This window comes from Pseudomonas sp. P5_B2 (assembly GCF_056400445.1).
In genome coordinates this window covers 1-16,455 of sequence record NZ_JBFULH010000003.1, presented here as the reverse complement: position 1 = coordinate 16,455, position 16,455 = coordinate 1, and the positions used below count along the sequence as shown (strand labels likewise).

Annotated in this window: 10 protein-coding genes and 2 pseudogenes; 3 read left to right on the top strand and 9 right to left on the bottom strand. The window is 59.9% G+C overall.

Features of this window, described 5'->3' with window-relative positions:
* Window positions 1–3: 3 nt before the first annotated feature.
* From bcsZ (AC1DRJ_RS00840) to AC1DRJ_RS00830, 3 genes are all read left to right on the top strand, one after another.
* Complete coding sequence (gene bcsZ, locus AC1DRJ_RS00840) at window positions 4–1,119, top strand: cellulose synthase complex periplasmic endoglucanase BcsZ (RefSeq protein ID WP_477800372.1); 1,116 nt, start codon at window positions 4–6, stop codon at window positions 1,117–1,119.
* Window positions 1,107–4,583, top strand: a complete 3,477-nt coding sequence (gene bcsC / locus AC1DRJ_RS00835) for a cellulose synthase complex outer membrane protein BcsC (RefSeq protein ID WP_477800371.1) — start codon at window positions 1,107–1,109, stop codon at window positions 4,581–4,583. The genes bcsZ (AC1DRJ_RS00840) and bcsC overlap by 13 nt, the downstream gene beginning before the upstream one ends.
* Window positions 4,584–4,870: 287 nt before the next feature.
* Window positions 4,871–5,200: a hypothetical protein gene (locus AC1DRJ_RS00830; protein WP_477800370.1), complete on the top strand. Its 330-nt coding sequence runs from the start codon at window positions 4,871–4,873 to the stop codon at window positions 5,198–5,200.
* A 92-nt stretch (window positions 5,201–5,292) separates the two neighbouring features.
* Here AC1DRJ_RS00830 and AC1DRJ_RS00825 read toward each other — a convergent pair.
* From AC1DRJ_RS00825 to AC1DRJ_RS00785, 9 genes and pseudogenes are all read right to left on the bottom strand, one after another.
* Window positions 5,293–5,561, bottom strand: a pseudogene (locus AC1DRJ_RS00825) (helix-turn-helix domain-containing protein); the annotation flags it as partial.
* Window positions 5,559–5,933 (bottom strand): annotated as a pseudogene (locus AC1DRJ_RS00820) (oxidoreductase); the annotation flags it as partial. The pseudogenes AC1DRJ_RS00825 and AC1DRJ_RS00820, both read right to left, overlap by 3 nt.
* A 76-nt stretch (window positions 5,934–6,009) precedes the next feature.
* The gene (locus tag AC1DRJ_RS00815) at window positions 6,010–7,152 is read right to left on the bottom strand and encodes an alginate O-acetyltransferase AlgX-related protein (protein WP_477800369.1); all 1,143 of its coding nucleotides are present in this window, start codon (window positions 7,150–7,152) and stop codon (window positions 6,010–6,012) included.
* Between the two features lie 11 nt (window positions 7,153–7,163).
* Window positions 7,164–8,579: an MBOAT family O-acyltransferase gene (locus tag AC1DRJ_RS00810; protein ID WP_477800368.1), complete on the bottom strand. Its 1,416-nt coding sequence runs from the start codon at window positions 8,577–8,579 to the stop codon at window positions 7,164–7,166.
* An 18-nt stretch (window positions 8,580–8,597) separates the two neighbouring features.
* A complete protein-coding gene (locus AC1DRJ_RS00805) occupies window positions 8,598–9,266 on the bottom strand; it encodes an alginate O-acetyltransferase AlgF (protein ID WP_477800367.1) in 669 nt (222 codons plus the stop codon).
* Entirely contained in the window at window positions 9,263–9,886 is a 624-nt protein-coding gene (locus AC1DRJ_RS00800) for an SGNH/GDSL hydrolase family protein (protein ID WP_477800410.1), read from the bottom strand. Before AC1DRJ_RS00800 ends, AC1DRJ_RS00805 begins: the two co-directional genes overlap by 4 nt.
* 54 nt (window positions 9,887–9,940) lie before the next feature.
* Window positions 9,941–13,951 carry a cellulose biosynthesis protein BcsC gene (locus AC1DRJ_RS00795; RefSeq protein ID WP_477800366.1) on the bottom strand — a complete coding sequence of 1,337 codons (4,011 nt, stop codon included), beginning with the start codon at window positions 13,949–13,951 and terminating at the stop codon, window positions 9,941–9,943.
* On the bottom strand, window positions 13,927–15,165 hold the full coding sequence (gene bcsZ / locus AC1DRJ_RS00790) for a cellulose synthase complex periplasmic endoglucanase BcsZ (RefSeq protein WP_477800365.1): 1,239 nt from the start codon (window positions 15,163–15,165) through the stop codon (window positions 13,927–13,929). Before bcsZ (AC1DRJ_RS00790) ends, AC1DRJ_RS00795 begins: the two co-directional genes overlap by 25 nt.
* A 17-nt stretch (window positions 15,166–15,182) precedes the next feature.
* Window positions 15,183–16,455: cellulose biosynthesis cyclic di-GMP-binding regulatory protein BcsB (locus AC1DRJ_RS00785; protein ID WP_477800364.1), on the bottom strand; the 1,273-nt coding region annotated here is incomplete at its 5' end.

Sequence of the window (16,455 nt, the reverse complement as noted above, 5' to 3'; positions counted from 1 at the left end):
CGGGTGAAAGTTTTCTTCGCTCTGGCGTTGACCGCGATCATAGTAGCGCCAGGCTTTGCGGGTGCGGCTGAATGCGCTTGGCCGGCCTGGCAGAATTATCGTCAGGCCATGCTCAGTTCGGACGGACGGGTAATTGACCGCTCCTCGGAGCAGTTGATCACTACGTCTGAAGGACAAAGCTACGGGCTGTTTTTTGCCCTGCTGGGCAATGATCGCGAAAGCTTCGCGAAGGTGCTGCGCTGGACCCAGGACAACTTGGCCGGCGGAGACCTTAACCGGCAGCTTCCGGCGTGGCAGTGGGGCCGAGACAAAGCAGGCCACTGGCAGGTACTTGATAGCAATAACGCCACCGACGCCGATCTGTGGATCGCCTATAGCCTGCTGGAAGCCGGGCGTCTGTGGCATCAACCGACTTACCTGACATTGGGTCGAAACCTGCTCTGGCGCAGTGCTGCACAAAGCCTGCGCAAGCTTCCGGGCCTGGGCCTGATGCTGTTACCCGGCGACGTCGGGTTCGACAATGCCGAAGGGTGGCGCCTGAATGCCAGTTATCTGCCACCGCAATTGCTGGCACGCTTTGCCCTGGAAGCACCGATTTGGGCGGAGCTTGCCAACAACACTGAGCGTCTGCTGATCGAAAGTTCGCCCAAGGGCCTGGCATCCGACTGGCAACAGTGGAACACCGGAGAGGGTTGGGCCGTGGACAGTCAGAAGGGCAGTGTCGGTAGCTATGACGCCATCCGTGTCTACCTCTGGCTGGGCATGCTGGACAAGGGGGCGCCGGGGCGCGCCAGGTTGATTGAACACTTCAAACCGATGCTCGACCTGACTGTGCGGTTGGGCCATGTGCCAGAAAAGGTCGACACCATCACCGGACTCGACAATGGTACCGGCCCGGCCGGCTTCAGTGCCGCATTGCTGCCCTTGCTGGCTGCAAGCCCGGAGAATGCGGGTGCCCTGAAGTCCCAGCGCCAACGCCTGCAACAACAACCGCCCTTGGCGGATGCCTATTACAACCAGTCGCTGATGCTGTTCGGGCAGGGCTGGGACCAACAACGTTACCGTTTCGATAAAAACGGACGCCTCGTGCCAAAATGGACTGCCGCATGCGCAAATTGACTGGTTTTGGGCTGCTGTTGAGCGGCGTCTATGGGGTCGCCCTGGGTCAGCCTCTCAGTCCGCCCGACCAACAGCAATGGCTACTGGGGCAGATCCGCATTGGTGAGGCGCTGTACCGCGAAGACCTGGTGCGTGACTCGCTGGCTCGGCTGGAGCTGATCGCCCCGGACAGTCCTGCGGTGAAAGTCATTGAAGTCCGCCAGGCACTCCTGCAAAAGAACCAGCCTGAAGCCGAACGCCTGACCGCTCAACTGCGCCAGCAGGCACCAGGCACTGCGGCCCTGCGTCAGGCCGAGAGCTTGCTGAAAATGCACAGCGCCGATGGTCAGAAGGCCCTGCAGGAGGCGCGCCTGCTGGCCGTCGCCGGCCGTTCCGAAGAGGCGGCCAAGGCCTATCAACAATTGTTCGGCGATGACATGCCGGACTTTGCCACTTCCCTGGAATACCTGAACGTGCGTGGCGGCATCAAGGCCCAGCGTCCTTCTGTGATAGAGCAGTTGCGCGAGTTGGACCGGCAGTACCCCGGCAATGCCTCGCTGCGCCAGACCTTGGCCGACCTGTTGTTTGCCGAAAATCGTGATTCCGAGGCGTTGGGGGTCCTGCACCAGTTGGCTGCAGATCCGAACGCCAGCAACGGCGCTGCCCAACGCGAATACAACTATTGGCTCAAACAGCCGGTAGGGCCCGAAACCGCGCAAGGCTGGCGAGTTTTTCTGAGCGTTTTCCCCTACACCAGTTTGCGCGCTGATGCGACCAAACAGTTGCAAGTACAGGAGCAATACTTGACTGATCCGGCTTGGCAGGCCGGAGCCAAAGGCAAGGCATTGCTCGATTCCGGCAACAACGTCGGCGCTGAGGCCAGTTTACTTCGGGCGATCAAGCGTTATCCGCAAGACTCCAACCTGATCGGTTCACTGGGTGTATCGCTGATGCGCCAAGGCAAGTACGAAGCGGCCTACAACGCGTTCGTCCGAGCCTCAGCCATCGAACAGGACACGTCCTTGATCTCCAAGTGGCAGGACCTCAAGGCTGTGACCTTCCAGTGGATGCTGCTGCAAAAGGGTGATGAAGCCCTCGCGCGAAAGGATTATCCCGTTGCGAAAAAATGGTACCGGGAGGCGAGCAAAGCCAAGCCGAACGACCCAGCGCCGTTGATTGGCTTGTCCTACGTTGCCCGGGGCGAACTTGATGACGCCAGCGCAGAAGCCCTGTTGCTGCAGGCGCGCAAGTTAGATCCAAACAACCCAAGCGTGGTGCGTGCCATGGTCCGCCTGTACCAGTCACAATCACCGGAAAAGGCCGAGCGCTACCTCGACAGCTTGACGCCCAAGGCGCAGCAAGAGTTTCAGGATGTGCGTCGCGGGCTGGAGCTGAATCGCCTCGACGCGCAGGCCGATGACGCTACCCGGCGCAGTGATTGGGTGCAGGTGAAGGCAGCCTTGAGCAAGTCGCTGGTATTAGACCCGGACAGTCCATGGCGGGTGTACCGCTTGGCCAATGCCCAGCGCGAACTGGGCCTCAACGCCGAGGCCGATCACAGCTTCAACGTGCTGTTACAACGTCAGGGCCAGAACACCGAGGCACGCTATGCCCACGGCTTGTTTCTGGCCAGGGGTGAACGTGACGGCGATGCCATGAGCAGTCTGCAACAGATCCCCCGTGCCGCCTGGAGCGACAACATGAACGAGCTGTGGGCACGCCTGCAGCGTCGCCAGTTGCTCGCGAAGGCCCGGACACTGCGCGACAGCGGCCATGAGGCCGAGGCCGAAGCGTTGCTGCTGCGCGCGCCGACCACTGACGACTACCTGACGCTGGCCGACTGGGCTCAGCAGCGTGGAGACCTGGTGCAGGCCGAAAGCCGCTACCGCAAGGTGCTGGATAGTGCGCCGAAAAATAGCGAGGCCCAACTGGGCCTGAGCGAAGTGCTGATCGCTAGCGGTCAGCCGAAGGCCGCCAAGGCGAGCCTTATGGCAGTGACTGCGCCAGTGCCGACGGATGCGTCGTTCCAGCGCCGCCTCGCCAATGCCTGGGCGGCGCTGGGCGACAAGACGCGGGCGAGCGAGATGTTCGCGCAGTTGCTCAAGACTCCACAAAGTGACCCGCTGGTCTATCGGGATGCAGCGCGTCTGCTGTCCGAAGAAGAACCGCAACGGGCTCTGGATGAATATGCGCGCAGCATGGGCGCGGCAAAGATGATCGAACCGCAACAGGCTGAACCGCGCGACAACCGTGCCATGACGTTGGCCAGCCGTGCCAAGGACAGCGATGACTGGTTACAGCGCAGCCTGCGCAGCGACGTCGACGAGCTGTACCAAAAGCAAAATCCGACCGTGAATCTGTACCATGACTTTGCCTGGCGCACCGACAACAGCTCATCGGGAGTTTCGGACCTGACCACCGAGACCACCATCCTGCGCATCGACGCGCCGGTGGCGCAAGGACAAGGCTTCGTTCAGGCCGAAGACATCAATCTGGATGTCAGCAATTTTTCCAGCGACGACGAGTTCGGCTTGTGCGCGGTGGTGCAAGGTGGCTGTAACACCGCTTCGCAGAGCGTGCGTGGCACTATGCTGGGCATGGGCTGGCACGATGATCGCTGGGCCTTCGACCTTGGCCATACGCCACAAGAGTTTACGGTGTCCAACTGGGTGGGCGGGGCCACCTACAGCGGTGACTGGAGCAATCTTGGTTATCGCCTCACGGCATCGCGACGACCCCTGACCAACTCACTGGTGTCGTATGCCGGTGCGGTGGATCCAGTTACCGGAACCAAGTGGGGGGGTGTAACGGCCAACGGCTTCACCTTGGGCCTGAGCCATGACCAAGGCGGTGATGATGGCATATGGGCAAGCCTGAGCAGTCATTGGTTAACGGGCCAGAACGTTGAAAACAACCAGCGCCGCACAGCCATGGGCGGCTATTACTATCGCTTGGTGGAACGCGCCGACGAGCGTATGCGCACGGGGCTGACCCTGATGTACATGGGATACGACAAGGACTTAAGCGAACTCACCCTCGGCGAAGGTGGCTACTACAGCCCACAACAGTACTACTCGATCAGCGCGCCGGTGAGCTATGCCTGGCGCAACGCTGACTGGTCGGCCTTGCTCGAAAGCTCGGTGGGTTGGTCGTTCTCGAAAATCGACGACTCTGACCTCTACCCCAAAGAAAACAGTGCAGCCGATCTGCAAAACCTGCTGGCGCAATCGAATAAAACCCTGGTGAGTGACCCGTCCCTCACCCAAAGTGGCAGTAGTAGCAACGGCATCAACTTCCGCGTTCAGGGTTTCGCAGAGCGTCGCCTTTCCGATAACCTGGTGCTTGGTACCGGTATCACTTGGCAACACAGCGAAGACTACGCCCCGAGCCGTGCCTTACTTTACTTGCGCTACACGTTTGATCCATGGCAAGGCAACCTGCCGCTACCGGTGGAGCCGATCTCACCTTATGCGGATATGCGCTAGAGCCTGAACCTCAAACACGGAACGGCTGCTCGGGGGCGGCGTTTTTCAAGGTGGTTGTCGCGTTAACCGTCTGACTATGCCGCTCTTTCCTCAACCTGTTGTTCTCGATCCGGGCTCAACAGCACAGTGCCGATCGGCTCCCGGTTACGCGACAGACCTGCCCCCCAGTCCTGTATCGCTGTTTTTGAGCGAAAACCGGAGCGCCATCTGGATCAGAGGAAACAAGGCATCTCGACGTCATTAGCTATCATGCAATACACAGCGAATGACCGGATGACGGAGGGTGCATGAACAAATGGCAACGGATTTGGTTGTCTGTGAAGCTGATAGCAGCCGTAGCGGCCTGTGTGGCCGCTGGTGTACAGGCTTTCTTCTACATGATGGACAGCACTGACGCAGCGCGAATACATCCGTTGAGTATTCTGGTTGCCGGGCTGTTCTTTGGCTTCATCACCTTCGGGCTACTCTCATTCATTGAAAGAGGTGTGCGGCGATTATTAGCCCCTTTTGTCACTGCCAAACCCCAACCTCAAGCGACGGTTGATACCGAACCAGAGCTGGCAACGCCGCCGCTCATCCTGTCTGCTGACGATTCAGCTCAACATAAAAGTCTGTGAGCTGACATTTGGCAGCCAATGTCAGCCCCTCAAAACATAGGCGGCGTAACCACCCAAATCACCACGGCCTCCACATCCCCGGATTCCCATACCGGTGCAGTTTGCGTTTCGCTGGCAGAGAACCATTGAATGGTCACGCACAAGCTCCGGGCGATGTTTAAGAGGGCCGGGATGGAAGGGGAGGCGAGGTTGCGTTCAAGTTGGCTGATGTACCCCGCCGTCAACTCACTCATTTTCGCCAATTCGGCCAGGGTCATGCCCCGACGTTTACGCAGGCCACGAATCCGTGTGCCAAGAAAAAATGCGCTTCCGCCGAGGGCGTGTCGCTGTCTTGTGTGGGCGCACCGGTGGCAGGCTGCATCTTGCTGCTGTTGCCGGCCAGTTGATCGCGCACATACAGCGGCAGGTTTTCCCCGCAATGGGTGCCGTTCACCGCCAGTTGCAACTGATGCCCGGCACGGACCAGACGTTCGGCGATACCTGGGGCGATCCGGTCACAGCGCCAGTCGACCACCACCCGAACGACCGATTTGCACCTCTTCGCGCAGCACTTGCCAGGCATCGACCACCTGCAGATCACCGCCGCGCTCGAACGCCGGCCAATACGGTTCGGCGCCAGTGGCGACGATCACCTTATCCGGCCTTTCGCGCTCCAACAGAGCCCGGTCGACGAGGGTGTTATGAAGACGCGCACGCCTGCCAGTTGAATTTCGCGTTGCAGGTTTACGCTGTCGCAGCCAGGTCGCGACCAAACTGGTCTTCGAGGACAAGCCAGCGAAGGGGCCATCAGCCTCACAAAATCCCGCCCTTTACCTGGCCCAGTCAATCACTTCGCTGTAAGGCGTCTGCAAGTCCCGCTCTGGGATTTCCCAGATAATCAGCTTCGGCGGCGTCTGCTTGAACGCCGGGTTATTGAAATAGCCATTGGCACCGCCAGAGAACTCGCCGCCATCCTTGGCGAAGTTGCCGATCGGAGCGCCCATCGCCTGTTGCAGGAAACCGGCGAAGTTGGAATTGCGCGAGAACGAAGTCCCGATCAATGCTACGTTCGGCAGGTTATCGTCACCGAACAGGTCATCGAGGTTATCGCCGCTGCTTTGTGCCTCGGCAGCCTTTTCGCTAATCTGGGTGGCCGCCACGGTTTCCGGCGTCGGTTGCAAGGCTACCGGCAGCCATTCGATACCGGCCAGACGCACCAGGTCGCCAGGGCGGCGAGCCGGGGCTTGTACCTTCACAGCGAAATCCTTGCGCGGCGTGGCGCTGATGCCCAAGGTCTGCACGTGTTTGGCCACTGCTTTGGCGGCGGCCGCAGAGCCAGTTTCGCTCCAGTGAGTATCGGTGCGCAGGTACGCTTCGGCGCCCAAAGGTTGTAGGGGGGGCGTCAGATCAATCGCTGCCACACCGGCCTTGTTCAAGCTGTCGATCCAAGCCACCACACGATCCTGCAATTGAGCCGGACGACGCAGAGCACACAATTGCGCACTGGCGATGCGGCTCTTGTCCGGCACCACCGCCACTAGCAATGTGATGCCGCGTTTGGCCAGGTATTGCTGGACGTCGCGCACCACGCCCGCCTTGGTTTCGGCGTTGGTCCTGGCGTGACGGTTGATGCGCATCTCGTCGGTCAAGAACAGCCAACCCGGACAGCCGGAGCGCACCAGCGGACCGGTGTCGCGCAGCGCCAGCCAGCTTGCGCCACGCTCCAGATTCGCCGCTTGTTCGGGCACTGCACCCTTGGACATTTGCTTGGCAATCTTGTGGGTCACTTCACCGTGGAGCACGTCGTCAACGGTCAGCTTGGGTGGCAGCATCTCAACCTTGCCGCTGAGCAACAGCCACGCACAAGACGCAAAGCCGACCGCCAGGAACGTGACAAACACTACACCCGCGACCTTGCTGATGCGGGCATTGAATTCACTCGGTGGAGCTGGTACGTGAGAGGAAGAGGACATGGGCGCGGCCATCAGAACTGGAAGTACAGGAAAGGCACCGCTTCACGACTCGCGATCAATGCGAACGAAAGCAGAAAACCCGCCACCGGCCACAAGGCCGCAATCGGTACATACAATGCATGGCCACCAAACCGTTGCTCAAAACGGTTGTGCAGCAGCGGCGCGACGATGCACGCGACGCCGAGTAAAGCCGCCAACCCGTGCACCGGGCGCAGGGTCACCGCCAGCGCATCACCCAGGGCAAAGCCCTGCAAGCCGAACTGACCGGCGTACATGGTCAGCGCCGCATGGAAGTCCGGGGCGCGGAATAGCGTCCAGGCGAGGAATACAAACAGCAGCGTCAGGACGTGCGACAACAGTGGCGGAAGGCTTGGCAGGCTGGAACGCGACCACAGTCGGTCGACGCACAAGGCGATACCATGTGCCGAGCCCCACAATAAATAGTTCCAGCTGTCGCCACCATGCCACAGGCCGGCGATGGCCATGGTCAGGAACAGGTTGCGATAGGTCTTCCAGGCACCGTTGCGATTGCCACCGAGGGCGATGTACAGGTAGTCACGCAACCAGCTCGACAGCGACATATGCCAACGCCGCCAGAAGTCCTGGATGCTGCTGGACAGGTACGGTCGGTTGAAGTTTTCCGGAAAGTGAAAGCCGAGCATCAGGCCCAGGCCGATGGCCATGGCGCTGTAGCCGGCGAAGTCGAAAAACAGTTGCAGCGAGTAAGCCAGGCAACCGATCCAAGCGTCGACGAAGGACGGGTTGTCCAGATGGAAAGCCACGTCCACCAGCGGCGACAGGGTGTCCGCCACCAGCACTTTCATGCACATGCCGATCATGAAGCGGCGCGCGCCCATGGAAAAATTTTGCCAGTAGAAATAGCGCTGTGTCAGTTCACGACGCACCCAGTCATAGCGAATGATCGGACCGGCAATCGAGTGGCCGAACATCGAAATGTACGTCGCATAATTAATGAAACTGCGTTCCACCGGCACCGTATGCCGGTGCACGTCCACGAGGTAGGAAATCGCCTGCAACACGATGAACGACAGGCCCGCCGGCAGCGCCACCCGCTGCCACTCCAGTGGAATCGCGCCGTAGTAAGTGATCAGATCACTCCAGGTCCCGGCCAGGATGTTGGCGTACTTGTACCAGCACAGCACCGCCGTGTTGAACACGATCAGCGTGATCAACAACCTCACCCGCCCTTTCGAACCTTCGCGGGCACGATCCACCAGCAGGCCACCGACCCAGGCAACGATGGTCAATACCACGTGCAACGTCAGGAACAATGGGCTCAGCCAGCCATAGAACAGCCAGCTGCCGATCAGCAGGATGACGTTGCGCCAGGCCGGTTTACCCAGGGCATACACCAGCAGAAACGCAGGCAGGAACAACGTCAGGAACTCGAGTGAGGCGAAAACCATGGCGGCAGCAGAATCCGATCAGTGAGACAGAGTGTCCGTGGCGTTCAGAAGGCGCGGCCCGGTGGCCGAAGGCACCAACAGAACGCTGTAACGCTCGCCCGCTTTCAGGTCACCAAGGTTCAGCGGTTCACCGACATTGACATTCGCGCACACCAGTTGCACCGACAGGCTCACCGGGTTGATCGAGCGACGCTGCAAGCTGTCAACCGGCACGGCCTTGAACAGGTCAGCGTTGCGCCCGGCGGGACGCAGGCTCGCGTCGGTACACGTTGCATCAACGTTGAAGAATGCCAGCGAGGCTTTCAGGCCGTTGAAGTCATCCGGTTGCTCTCGCACGACGACTTGCTTGATGCCGGTGCTGTCTGGCAGTGCAACCACGGTGGCGAATTCGCCGGGTTCGATTTTCAGGTCCATAGCCAGTTTTTGCGCACCGCTGACCAAGGTACCCTTGACCGGGCTGCTTGATTGCACCGGAAAAAACAGCGACACCGGTTGCGCCGCTTCCAGGCGCATCGGCAACTGGCCGGCCTGGGCGATCACGTCCAGCGCAGTGTTGCTGGCGTTGACGAAACGGATGAACGCCGCATCTTCGCTGGGGCCGGTGGGGTAAAGGGCGACTTCCGCGCTGGCCAGGGCACTGATTGATAATGCAGGGACGGCCATGCAGGCCGCGAAACGCTTGATCATTTTTTGGCGTCCTTGACGACAGGTGCTTCCAGCAGAGCTTTGCTGATGTCCTGGCTCCAGGCCTTATAACCCGGCGCGGTCAAATGCTGGCCGTCGACCGTGGCCCACTGGCCCGGCTTGGAAAACTGCAAGGAGTCGATGTAATTGCACGGAGCGACGTTGGTGGCGAGGAATTTTGACGTCATTTCTACACGGGCAAAGGTCTTGCCGTATTTGCCGCCTTCAGTGCCCCAGTTCGGACCGACCCACACACAACGGGTGCCATTGGCGGAAATTTCCTTGGTCAACGCGGTGGTCTGTTGCCACAACCAGGCTTTCGGGAACGCTGGCTTGGTATAGCTGGCCATGGTGTCGCCCATGACGATCAGTACCAGGTCAGGCTTGTCGGTCGCCAGCAATTCGCTGATCGGCAAGGTCGCAGCTTTGCCACCCAGCACCACGGTTTTTTCGCTGTCACGGCGCTCGGCACCGCCGCAGGTACCCGGCGTAGCTTTGAGCCAGTCGCCGGCGTTTGCGCCACAAATCCCCAAGGTGTGCACTTTCGCGCCCTGTGCGACCAAGCTGTCATGCAAGCTGGAAATCAGGTAATCAGGCGTCGCCAGGTGGCTGTCGCCAATCATCAAAATCGTCATGCCCGCCAGAATCGATGCTGCCACGGTAAAAACTCCTGCTACTTAATTCGAATAAGGGGAACGGTAAGGACTGACCGGCATCGCCATGCGGCCGGTGAAATCTTCAAGCATGTATCGCAGGTACAACCCACCGGTCCATTGCTTGTAATCCTGAGCGTTATCCAGGCCCAGACTGCCACCCAGAAAAACGTTGTCGCCAAACCGGTATTCAGCGGCCGCATTGAGGTTGTAGCCGATACCTGTTGAGTTATCCGACGAATACCGGGTCGGTACGTTTGTACCGGCAGCGGCATAGATCTGCGAGGTCTGCTCAAGCGCCGCCTGCATGTCACGATCATTCGGGAAATACGGCGCCGAGTCCTGCTCAATGTGCTGAAGGCCCACTGCGCCTTTGATCGAGTAACTCAGACGATCAGTACGCTGCGACCAACCGACAGGCACACCAACGGAGAAGAAATTCTGYGGGCTGAAATAGCCGCCGTTGCCATAGGTGAAGTTGTTCTGGTTTTCGTCGTAGCTGATGCCGGTAAGGTTAAGGCCCAAGGTCAGCTGACGGCTGTCATCATTGAGCAAGTACCAATACACCCCGGTGCCGGCCTCGATACGGCTGTTCGAATCTACGTTGTGTCCCACCAACTTGTGCGCAGCGCCGTAACCATAGGCACCGTATTCACCATTGTCATAGCTCAGTTGCAAGCGACCGCCATTGGCAGTGACCCCTCCCCACTCAAGGCCACTACGAGCATCACGGGCACCGGCGAAGGATGTCAGGCTGTCGGTCACCGAACGACGAGACAGGCTCAGACCGTAGCGGAAATCACTGCCCTCGCTGAACGAGCGATCAAGGCTGATGCCGCCGACGGCCGTGCTGTAGAGAAAGCCCATCGGGCTGGTGCCCAGGTCTGTCTTGAGGCCCAGGGACAGGCTCTCATACGCCACCGCCAGACCGACACCGCTGTCCTTCTGCCGCCCGACCGAGCCGTCGATGCCAGCCGTGAAGGCGTCCAGTTGACTGGCACTCGGGTTGGTGGAGAGCAACCCTTGAAGTTCGGCAACCTGAGCATCGTTGAAGCCGCCAAAGAGTGAGTGGGCCGAATCACTCAATCCGCCGGCATTCAGCGACACCGGCGTCACTCGCAGGGCAATCCGGTCATCGCCCATCGGCAGGCTGATTTCCAGCGGCGTTTCGACATCCGTGATCTTGCTCAGACCTGACTCGCTGTCGTTGCTACGGAAAGTCACGCCTTGGGTGATTCGCGGGCTACGCTCCTGATCGATTTGATCGAGGGCGCTTTGCATCGATTGACGTGCCTCAGCCTGCGGATCGACAGGCTTGGCCGGGGCCAATTGACGGTTGTCCTCGAAACTGCCACCGGGCGATTTCGCGGCATAAGCACCAGTGCTCGTCGTCAGCGTGTTGGCGGCGACCAAACGCGACACCGGTTCGGCGTTCTCGGTTGCCGCTGCCGCTTGCACTTGGGCCGGCTCTGGAATCTGCGACAGGCTGGCTTCGGACAAGCGCGACTGACTGCGCTGACCGCTCTTGCCCACAAAGGGGTTGGCGGCAACCGTTCCGGCAAACGGGTTAGCGTCTTCCTTGGCCGGAGCCTGTAAGGCCAGGGCGCGAGCATACAACTCGGCGGCTTTGGCGTTCTTGCCCTGGGCACGGTAAATGTTGGCGGCACTGGCAAGAATTTGTGCATCGTTTGGCGCCAACTCAACAGCCTTGTCGGTAGCCTTTTCGGCGGCGCGATAATCGCCGGACTTGCTCAAGGCCTCAGCCATGCCGATCTGCAATTGCGGATTATCGGGCGCCTTGTCGAGCAGCGGCTGATACAGCTCGATGGCTTTTTTGGCATTGTTGTTGGCCAGGTACATACGCGCGAGGGCGCCGACTGCCAACGGGTCATTCGGACGCTGGACCATGGCCGGCGCCAGGGTGTCGTAGGCGGCGACGAGATCACCTTTCTCCCGCAGCAAATCGGCCTGACGCACGGTGTACAGATACAACACTTCGTCGTAGCTGCGTTGATCGGCGGGCGACAACGGCTGCTTCTGCAACTCATGGAGCAGCTGATTGACTTGCACATCGTCGCCAGTCTTGAGCAAGACACCAGCATAGGCCAGGCGCAAAGCCGGCGACGGGCTGCTGCTTTGCGCGATCGCGTTGCGCAACATTGACAGCGCATGCTCGGTATCACCGGCGTCGACATACGCCGAAGCCAGCAATCCCAGAGACTCAGGCTTGCCATTGGCCGCCAGTTCGGCGCGGCGCAACAAGGTCGTGGCCTTGGCGCGATCACCTTGCCTGGCCAGAAGGGTGGCTTGGCTTGCCAACGATTGCACTTGTACCTCGCCGGCCAGTTGCTGCATCGCCGTGCTGCGCTGGCTCACCGGGATACGCTCGAGGGTGTTTTGCGCTGCCGCCCATTCACCCAACTGGCTCGACAACAGGGCACTGGCGTACAGGGCGTCAATGCGCTGCGGATCGGCCTTGACCAGTTCGGCCATGGTCTGACGCGCCTTGTCCGGGTTCTTGGCCTGCATGTAGTAACGCGCCAGATCGTAGCGGGTCCAGACATTTTGCGGATCGTTGCGTACTGCTTCTAGCTGGGCCGCAATAGCACCCTTCAGGTCGCCACTGAGTTGCGCATTCTTTGCCTGCCCAACAGCCACCGCCGCACGCATCGGACGCAAATCGCCGAGACGCTGCAGTTGGGCCGGGTCCAAGCCTTCAATCATCTTCGAAGCCTGGCTGGCCTGGCCGTTTTGCGCCAACACCGTGATCAACCCAAGCAGTGCCCCGGAATTTTCATTGTCCAAGGTCAGAGCCTGGCGATAACTCGCTGCTGCATTGTCCAGCTGATTCTGTTCGGCCTGAACGTCACCAAGCGCAACATAACCCTCGACCTGCCGGGGCTTGCTGGCGATCGCCTGCTGCAACAGACTTCGCGCCTTTTGCAGATCATGATTGGCCTTGGCCCTGTCGGCTTGACCGAGCAGGTCCCAATAGCGGTTGCTCTGTAGTGCAGCTTGCCAGCGTGGATTGCCACCACGGCCAACGGCACGGGTGAGCAATTCATTGGCATCGCTGAAACGCCCCTGACGCTGACGCACGACGCCGAGACCACCCAAGGCGTCGGAGTCCTGAGGTTGTTCTTTGAGGCGGGCGAGAAAAGCCTGTTCCGCGACGGCCAGTTGATTGTCCTGCAAGGCCTTGAAACCGCGCACCAAGTATGGACTTTGCTGAGCCGCCACAGCGGCGGCGCCACGACTGTTCATCTGCGTGCGGATTTCTTCGTCGTCCGGATTAGCCTTGAGGTAGGCTTCGAACAATGGAATTTCCGCCGGCCGTGGCGAGCCGAGCCAGCTCAGCCCCTCACGCCAACTTTCGGTGGCCTCGCCCCCCAGCTCCGGCAGGGTCGACAATTGTCCGAGCCGGCGCAGACCTTCAACGCGGGTGGTTTCGTTGCGGATCAGCAGTTTGGCCAGCGCCAGTTTGATTTTGGCGTTGTCAGGAGTCTGCTGCAGCAAGCGTTCCAGTCCTTGACGCGCTTCACTCCAGCCGCCGGACGTGTAACCCAGGTAGTTGTAGAACTCCAGGCCCAGCTCACCTTGCGGTGGTTTGCCGGCGAAGATCTGCCGATAGTTCGGCACTGCGTTGTCCAGATCACCTGCCGTAGCGAGCAACCGCGCCTGCTCCAGTTGATCGACGTTATTACCGGCTTGCAAAGCAATGGCTTGCTCGAGCTGCAAGGTCAACGGCTCCCCCGGATGCGCTTGCTTTAGTTGGTCCAGAAAACGATTGGCACCGGCGGTACGCTTCGCTTTGAGTTCGAGCATACCCAACCCATAGAGCGCGTCGGCCTGCTGCGGATCGATCAACAACAGTTTTTTCCAGACTTCGGTGGCCCGGGCCGGGTTGTCTTGTGCCTGCCAGAATTGCCCCTGTTGCAGCAACGCCTTGCCTGCGTCATTGAGCTCGGCATGGCTGCTGTTTTGAATCAGGGCTGCGAGTATCCCGAAGGCTACGGCGTGACGGCGCGCTGACATTTTTTCTCCCAGATCGGTTGCAACTTCCCTTGATCGAGGAAGAGGTAGCGATTGTCCATATAGCCCAGCGAAAACAGGCTAAGTACAAAAAAGTAATAGGGTGGCTGTGCGGCCTTGACCGCCTCAGGCATCAGGCTTTGCGCCATGAGTTGTTGCACTCGCAGTGCCTGCTGCTGTTGCAGCGGCGCATTGCTCAGGGCTTTGAAGTAGGGCAGCAGTGCAGCAGAAAAACCGAATGGCCCGACGCCGTTGCGCTGACCGCTCTGCACCTGCACCTTCTCCGGTGGTACGCCATCGGCAGCGGTGGCTTGCAGCATGCCGCCAAGACTGTCGAGCAACGGCTGACGCAGACTGTCGCGGGCGGGCATCAAGCCAGCCCACATATACGCGCGGATCGCATCATAACTGCCCAATTCACCTTTCACCGGGTCGACGATAAATTCGCCGCTTTTTGCCCCAGTGCCGCGGTAGCTTACCCAGTCGGCGATGAAACCGTTGTTGCTGGCCGCTTTAACCAGGGTCACTGTGTTGTTGGCAATTTCTGCCCATGGCCCCTTGCGATCAACATCAGCAAAGCGACGCAGGATAGGAATCGGCATGTAGCTGGGGTTAAGTTGCCAGTGATCGGGGGCGTTCAGGTCTGGCTTGATGAAGCCGTACTTTCCGGGCATTAGCATTTTGCCCAGCCCTGGCAAGTCAGCGACCTCCTGGGTCGCGACGTTGTGCAGGATTCGCTGGGCAGCCAGGGAATAATCATCCCGGTGCCACAAGCGTCCGGCTTCAAGCAGTGCATAAGCAAACCACAGGTCGGCATCGGACGCCGAGTTGCTGTCCAGCAAGCGCCAGTTTCCTTGCTCGTCGAGACCCCAAAACCAACCCGGCAGGTTCGTCTCGATATTGCCTTGGGCAAGGTTGTCCTGACTCCAGCGCCACAGTTTGTCAAACGCCGCACGGTCGTTGGCCACCAATGCGAAGAACATCGCATACGACTGGCCTTCCGAAGAGCTATGACGCTGAGGCGTGCTGGCGTCCAGCACCCGACCATCGGGCTGTACGAAGTGTTCGGCGAAGGTTTGCCACAGCGGCCATGACGGCTGAAGACAGCTATTCTCGGCGCGAGCCGAGACCGGCAACAGTCCGGTCAGAAGCAGTGCCAGCAAGCCAGCCAGTCGTGTGCCCCGCACCCGCATTTGCGCGGCAATGAATGACGTCATGGGCTGCACAATCCCGCTCATCCCTGAAGACGCTTTGCCGCACGGGATCGCAGCGCCAGATAGGCCACACAACTGAGCAGCAAGACACCGAGACCGGTAAGCAGCAACGTCAACCCGACATGGCGGGACATCATCCACTCCAAGTGCTTGATCGGTCCGAGTTCGCCGACGTAGTACTGCTCGTCTGCCACCAGCGGTTCGATGGTTTTACCGCGCACCACTACCAGACTTCCCTGGATCGACTGGGTGTAATCCTCGCCACCGATCAAGGCGTCGGTCGCTTCAGCCAGGCCGTGAGGATGACTGCTGGCGATCACCACCACACTACGACCGCTCTTGAGCGGCGATTCGAAACCGGTCAGGTAGGTACTGCGTGCACCACCGGAGAAGGCCATGGCCAGACGTGCCTTACGCTGATTGGCTTCCGGGTCGGGGCTGATCCAGTCACGGACGCGAATCGGCAGGTCGGACAAGTGAAAGCTCTGTTGATCGCCGATATCAGCAGCGGGCAGGTGATCGGCCCACTGAGTCAGCAATGGCTGGTTGTTGCCGGAAGCAAACACCACCAAGTCTTTATCCGCCGCCGCCTGGACTTGCGCCGCTTGCGTCACCAGGACGCCAGTGGCCGGGTAACCGGTGGACTGACCGAAGCGGCCGAGCACGGTCAAGTATGCATCTAGCTCGGCAGCACCGGCGTTGTCGGGAAGCACCACAGCGGTTTGCGACAGGTCTGCCAGACGAGTGAACGGGAAGCCCGCGTCCTTGAACACGCCGAGGTTGGGCATGGCCATGAAGTGGTCGTAACCGGTCAGGTCGAGGGTAGATTCCGGATCAACACTGCCGCGCATGTTGTCGATGATGATGTCGCCACATTCGCCCTGCTTGATGTAGTCGAACATGAAGCGCAGTTGCAGACGCGATTGCAGGGCCACCGAGTTCAGCGGCAGGTGCACGCTGGTTTCGCGGTTCAGGCTGTCGTCGTTAACCCTCAGGGCTTTTAATACACTGCTGTCGAGTTTGTCCTGGGGCAGCAGGTTCTGCGACTGAATCAGGCCATCGTTGAAGCTGACGATAAAGGAGGAGTTACTCGACTTCTCTTGCGGCGTGTAGCGGTATTTCAGATTCAGTAGTGCCCCTTCATCGCGCCAGGTAAACAGGTCTGGCGGGAAGTTCAGCGGCACGGTGATGTCGCCCGGATTGTAACCCGACACGTTGAATTGTTTGGCTGGAAGCAGCTCGCCGAGCTTGACCGGACGATCACTGGGTAGCCAGTTCGGGGCGTCATAAGGC

Bases quoted from the DNA above. Each gene is read 5' to 3' on its own strand.
- bcsC (WP_477800371.1), top strand. From the start codon at position 1,107: ATGCGCAAATTGACTGGTTTTGGGCTGCTGTTGAGCGGCGTCTATGGG.
- AC1DRJ_RS00830 (WP_477800370.1), top strand. From the start codon at position 4,871: ATGAACAAATGGCAACGGATTTGGTTGTCTGTGAAGCTGATAGCAGCC.
- AC1DRJ_RS00815 (WP_477800369.1), bottom strand. From the start codon at position 7,152: ATGTCCTCTTCCTCTCACGTACCAGCTCCACCGAGTGAATTCAATGCC.
- AC1DRJ_RS00810 (WP_477800368.1), bottom strand. From the start codon at position 8,579: ATGGTTTTCGCCTCACTCGAGTTCCTGACGTTGTTCCTGCCTGCGTTT.
- AC1DRJ_RS00805 (WP_477800367.1), bottom strand. From the start codon at position 9,266: ATGATCAAGCGTTTCGCGGCCTGCATGGCCGTCCCTGCATTATCAATC.
- AC1DRJ_RS00800 (WP_477800410.1), bottom strand. From the start codon at position 9,886: ATGATTGGCGACAGCCACCTGGCGACGCCTGATTACCTGATTTCCAGC.
- bcsZ (WP_477800365.1), bottom strand. From the start codon at position 15,165: ATGACGTCATTCATTGCCGCGCAAATGCGGGTGCGGGGCACACGACTG.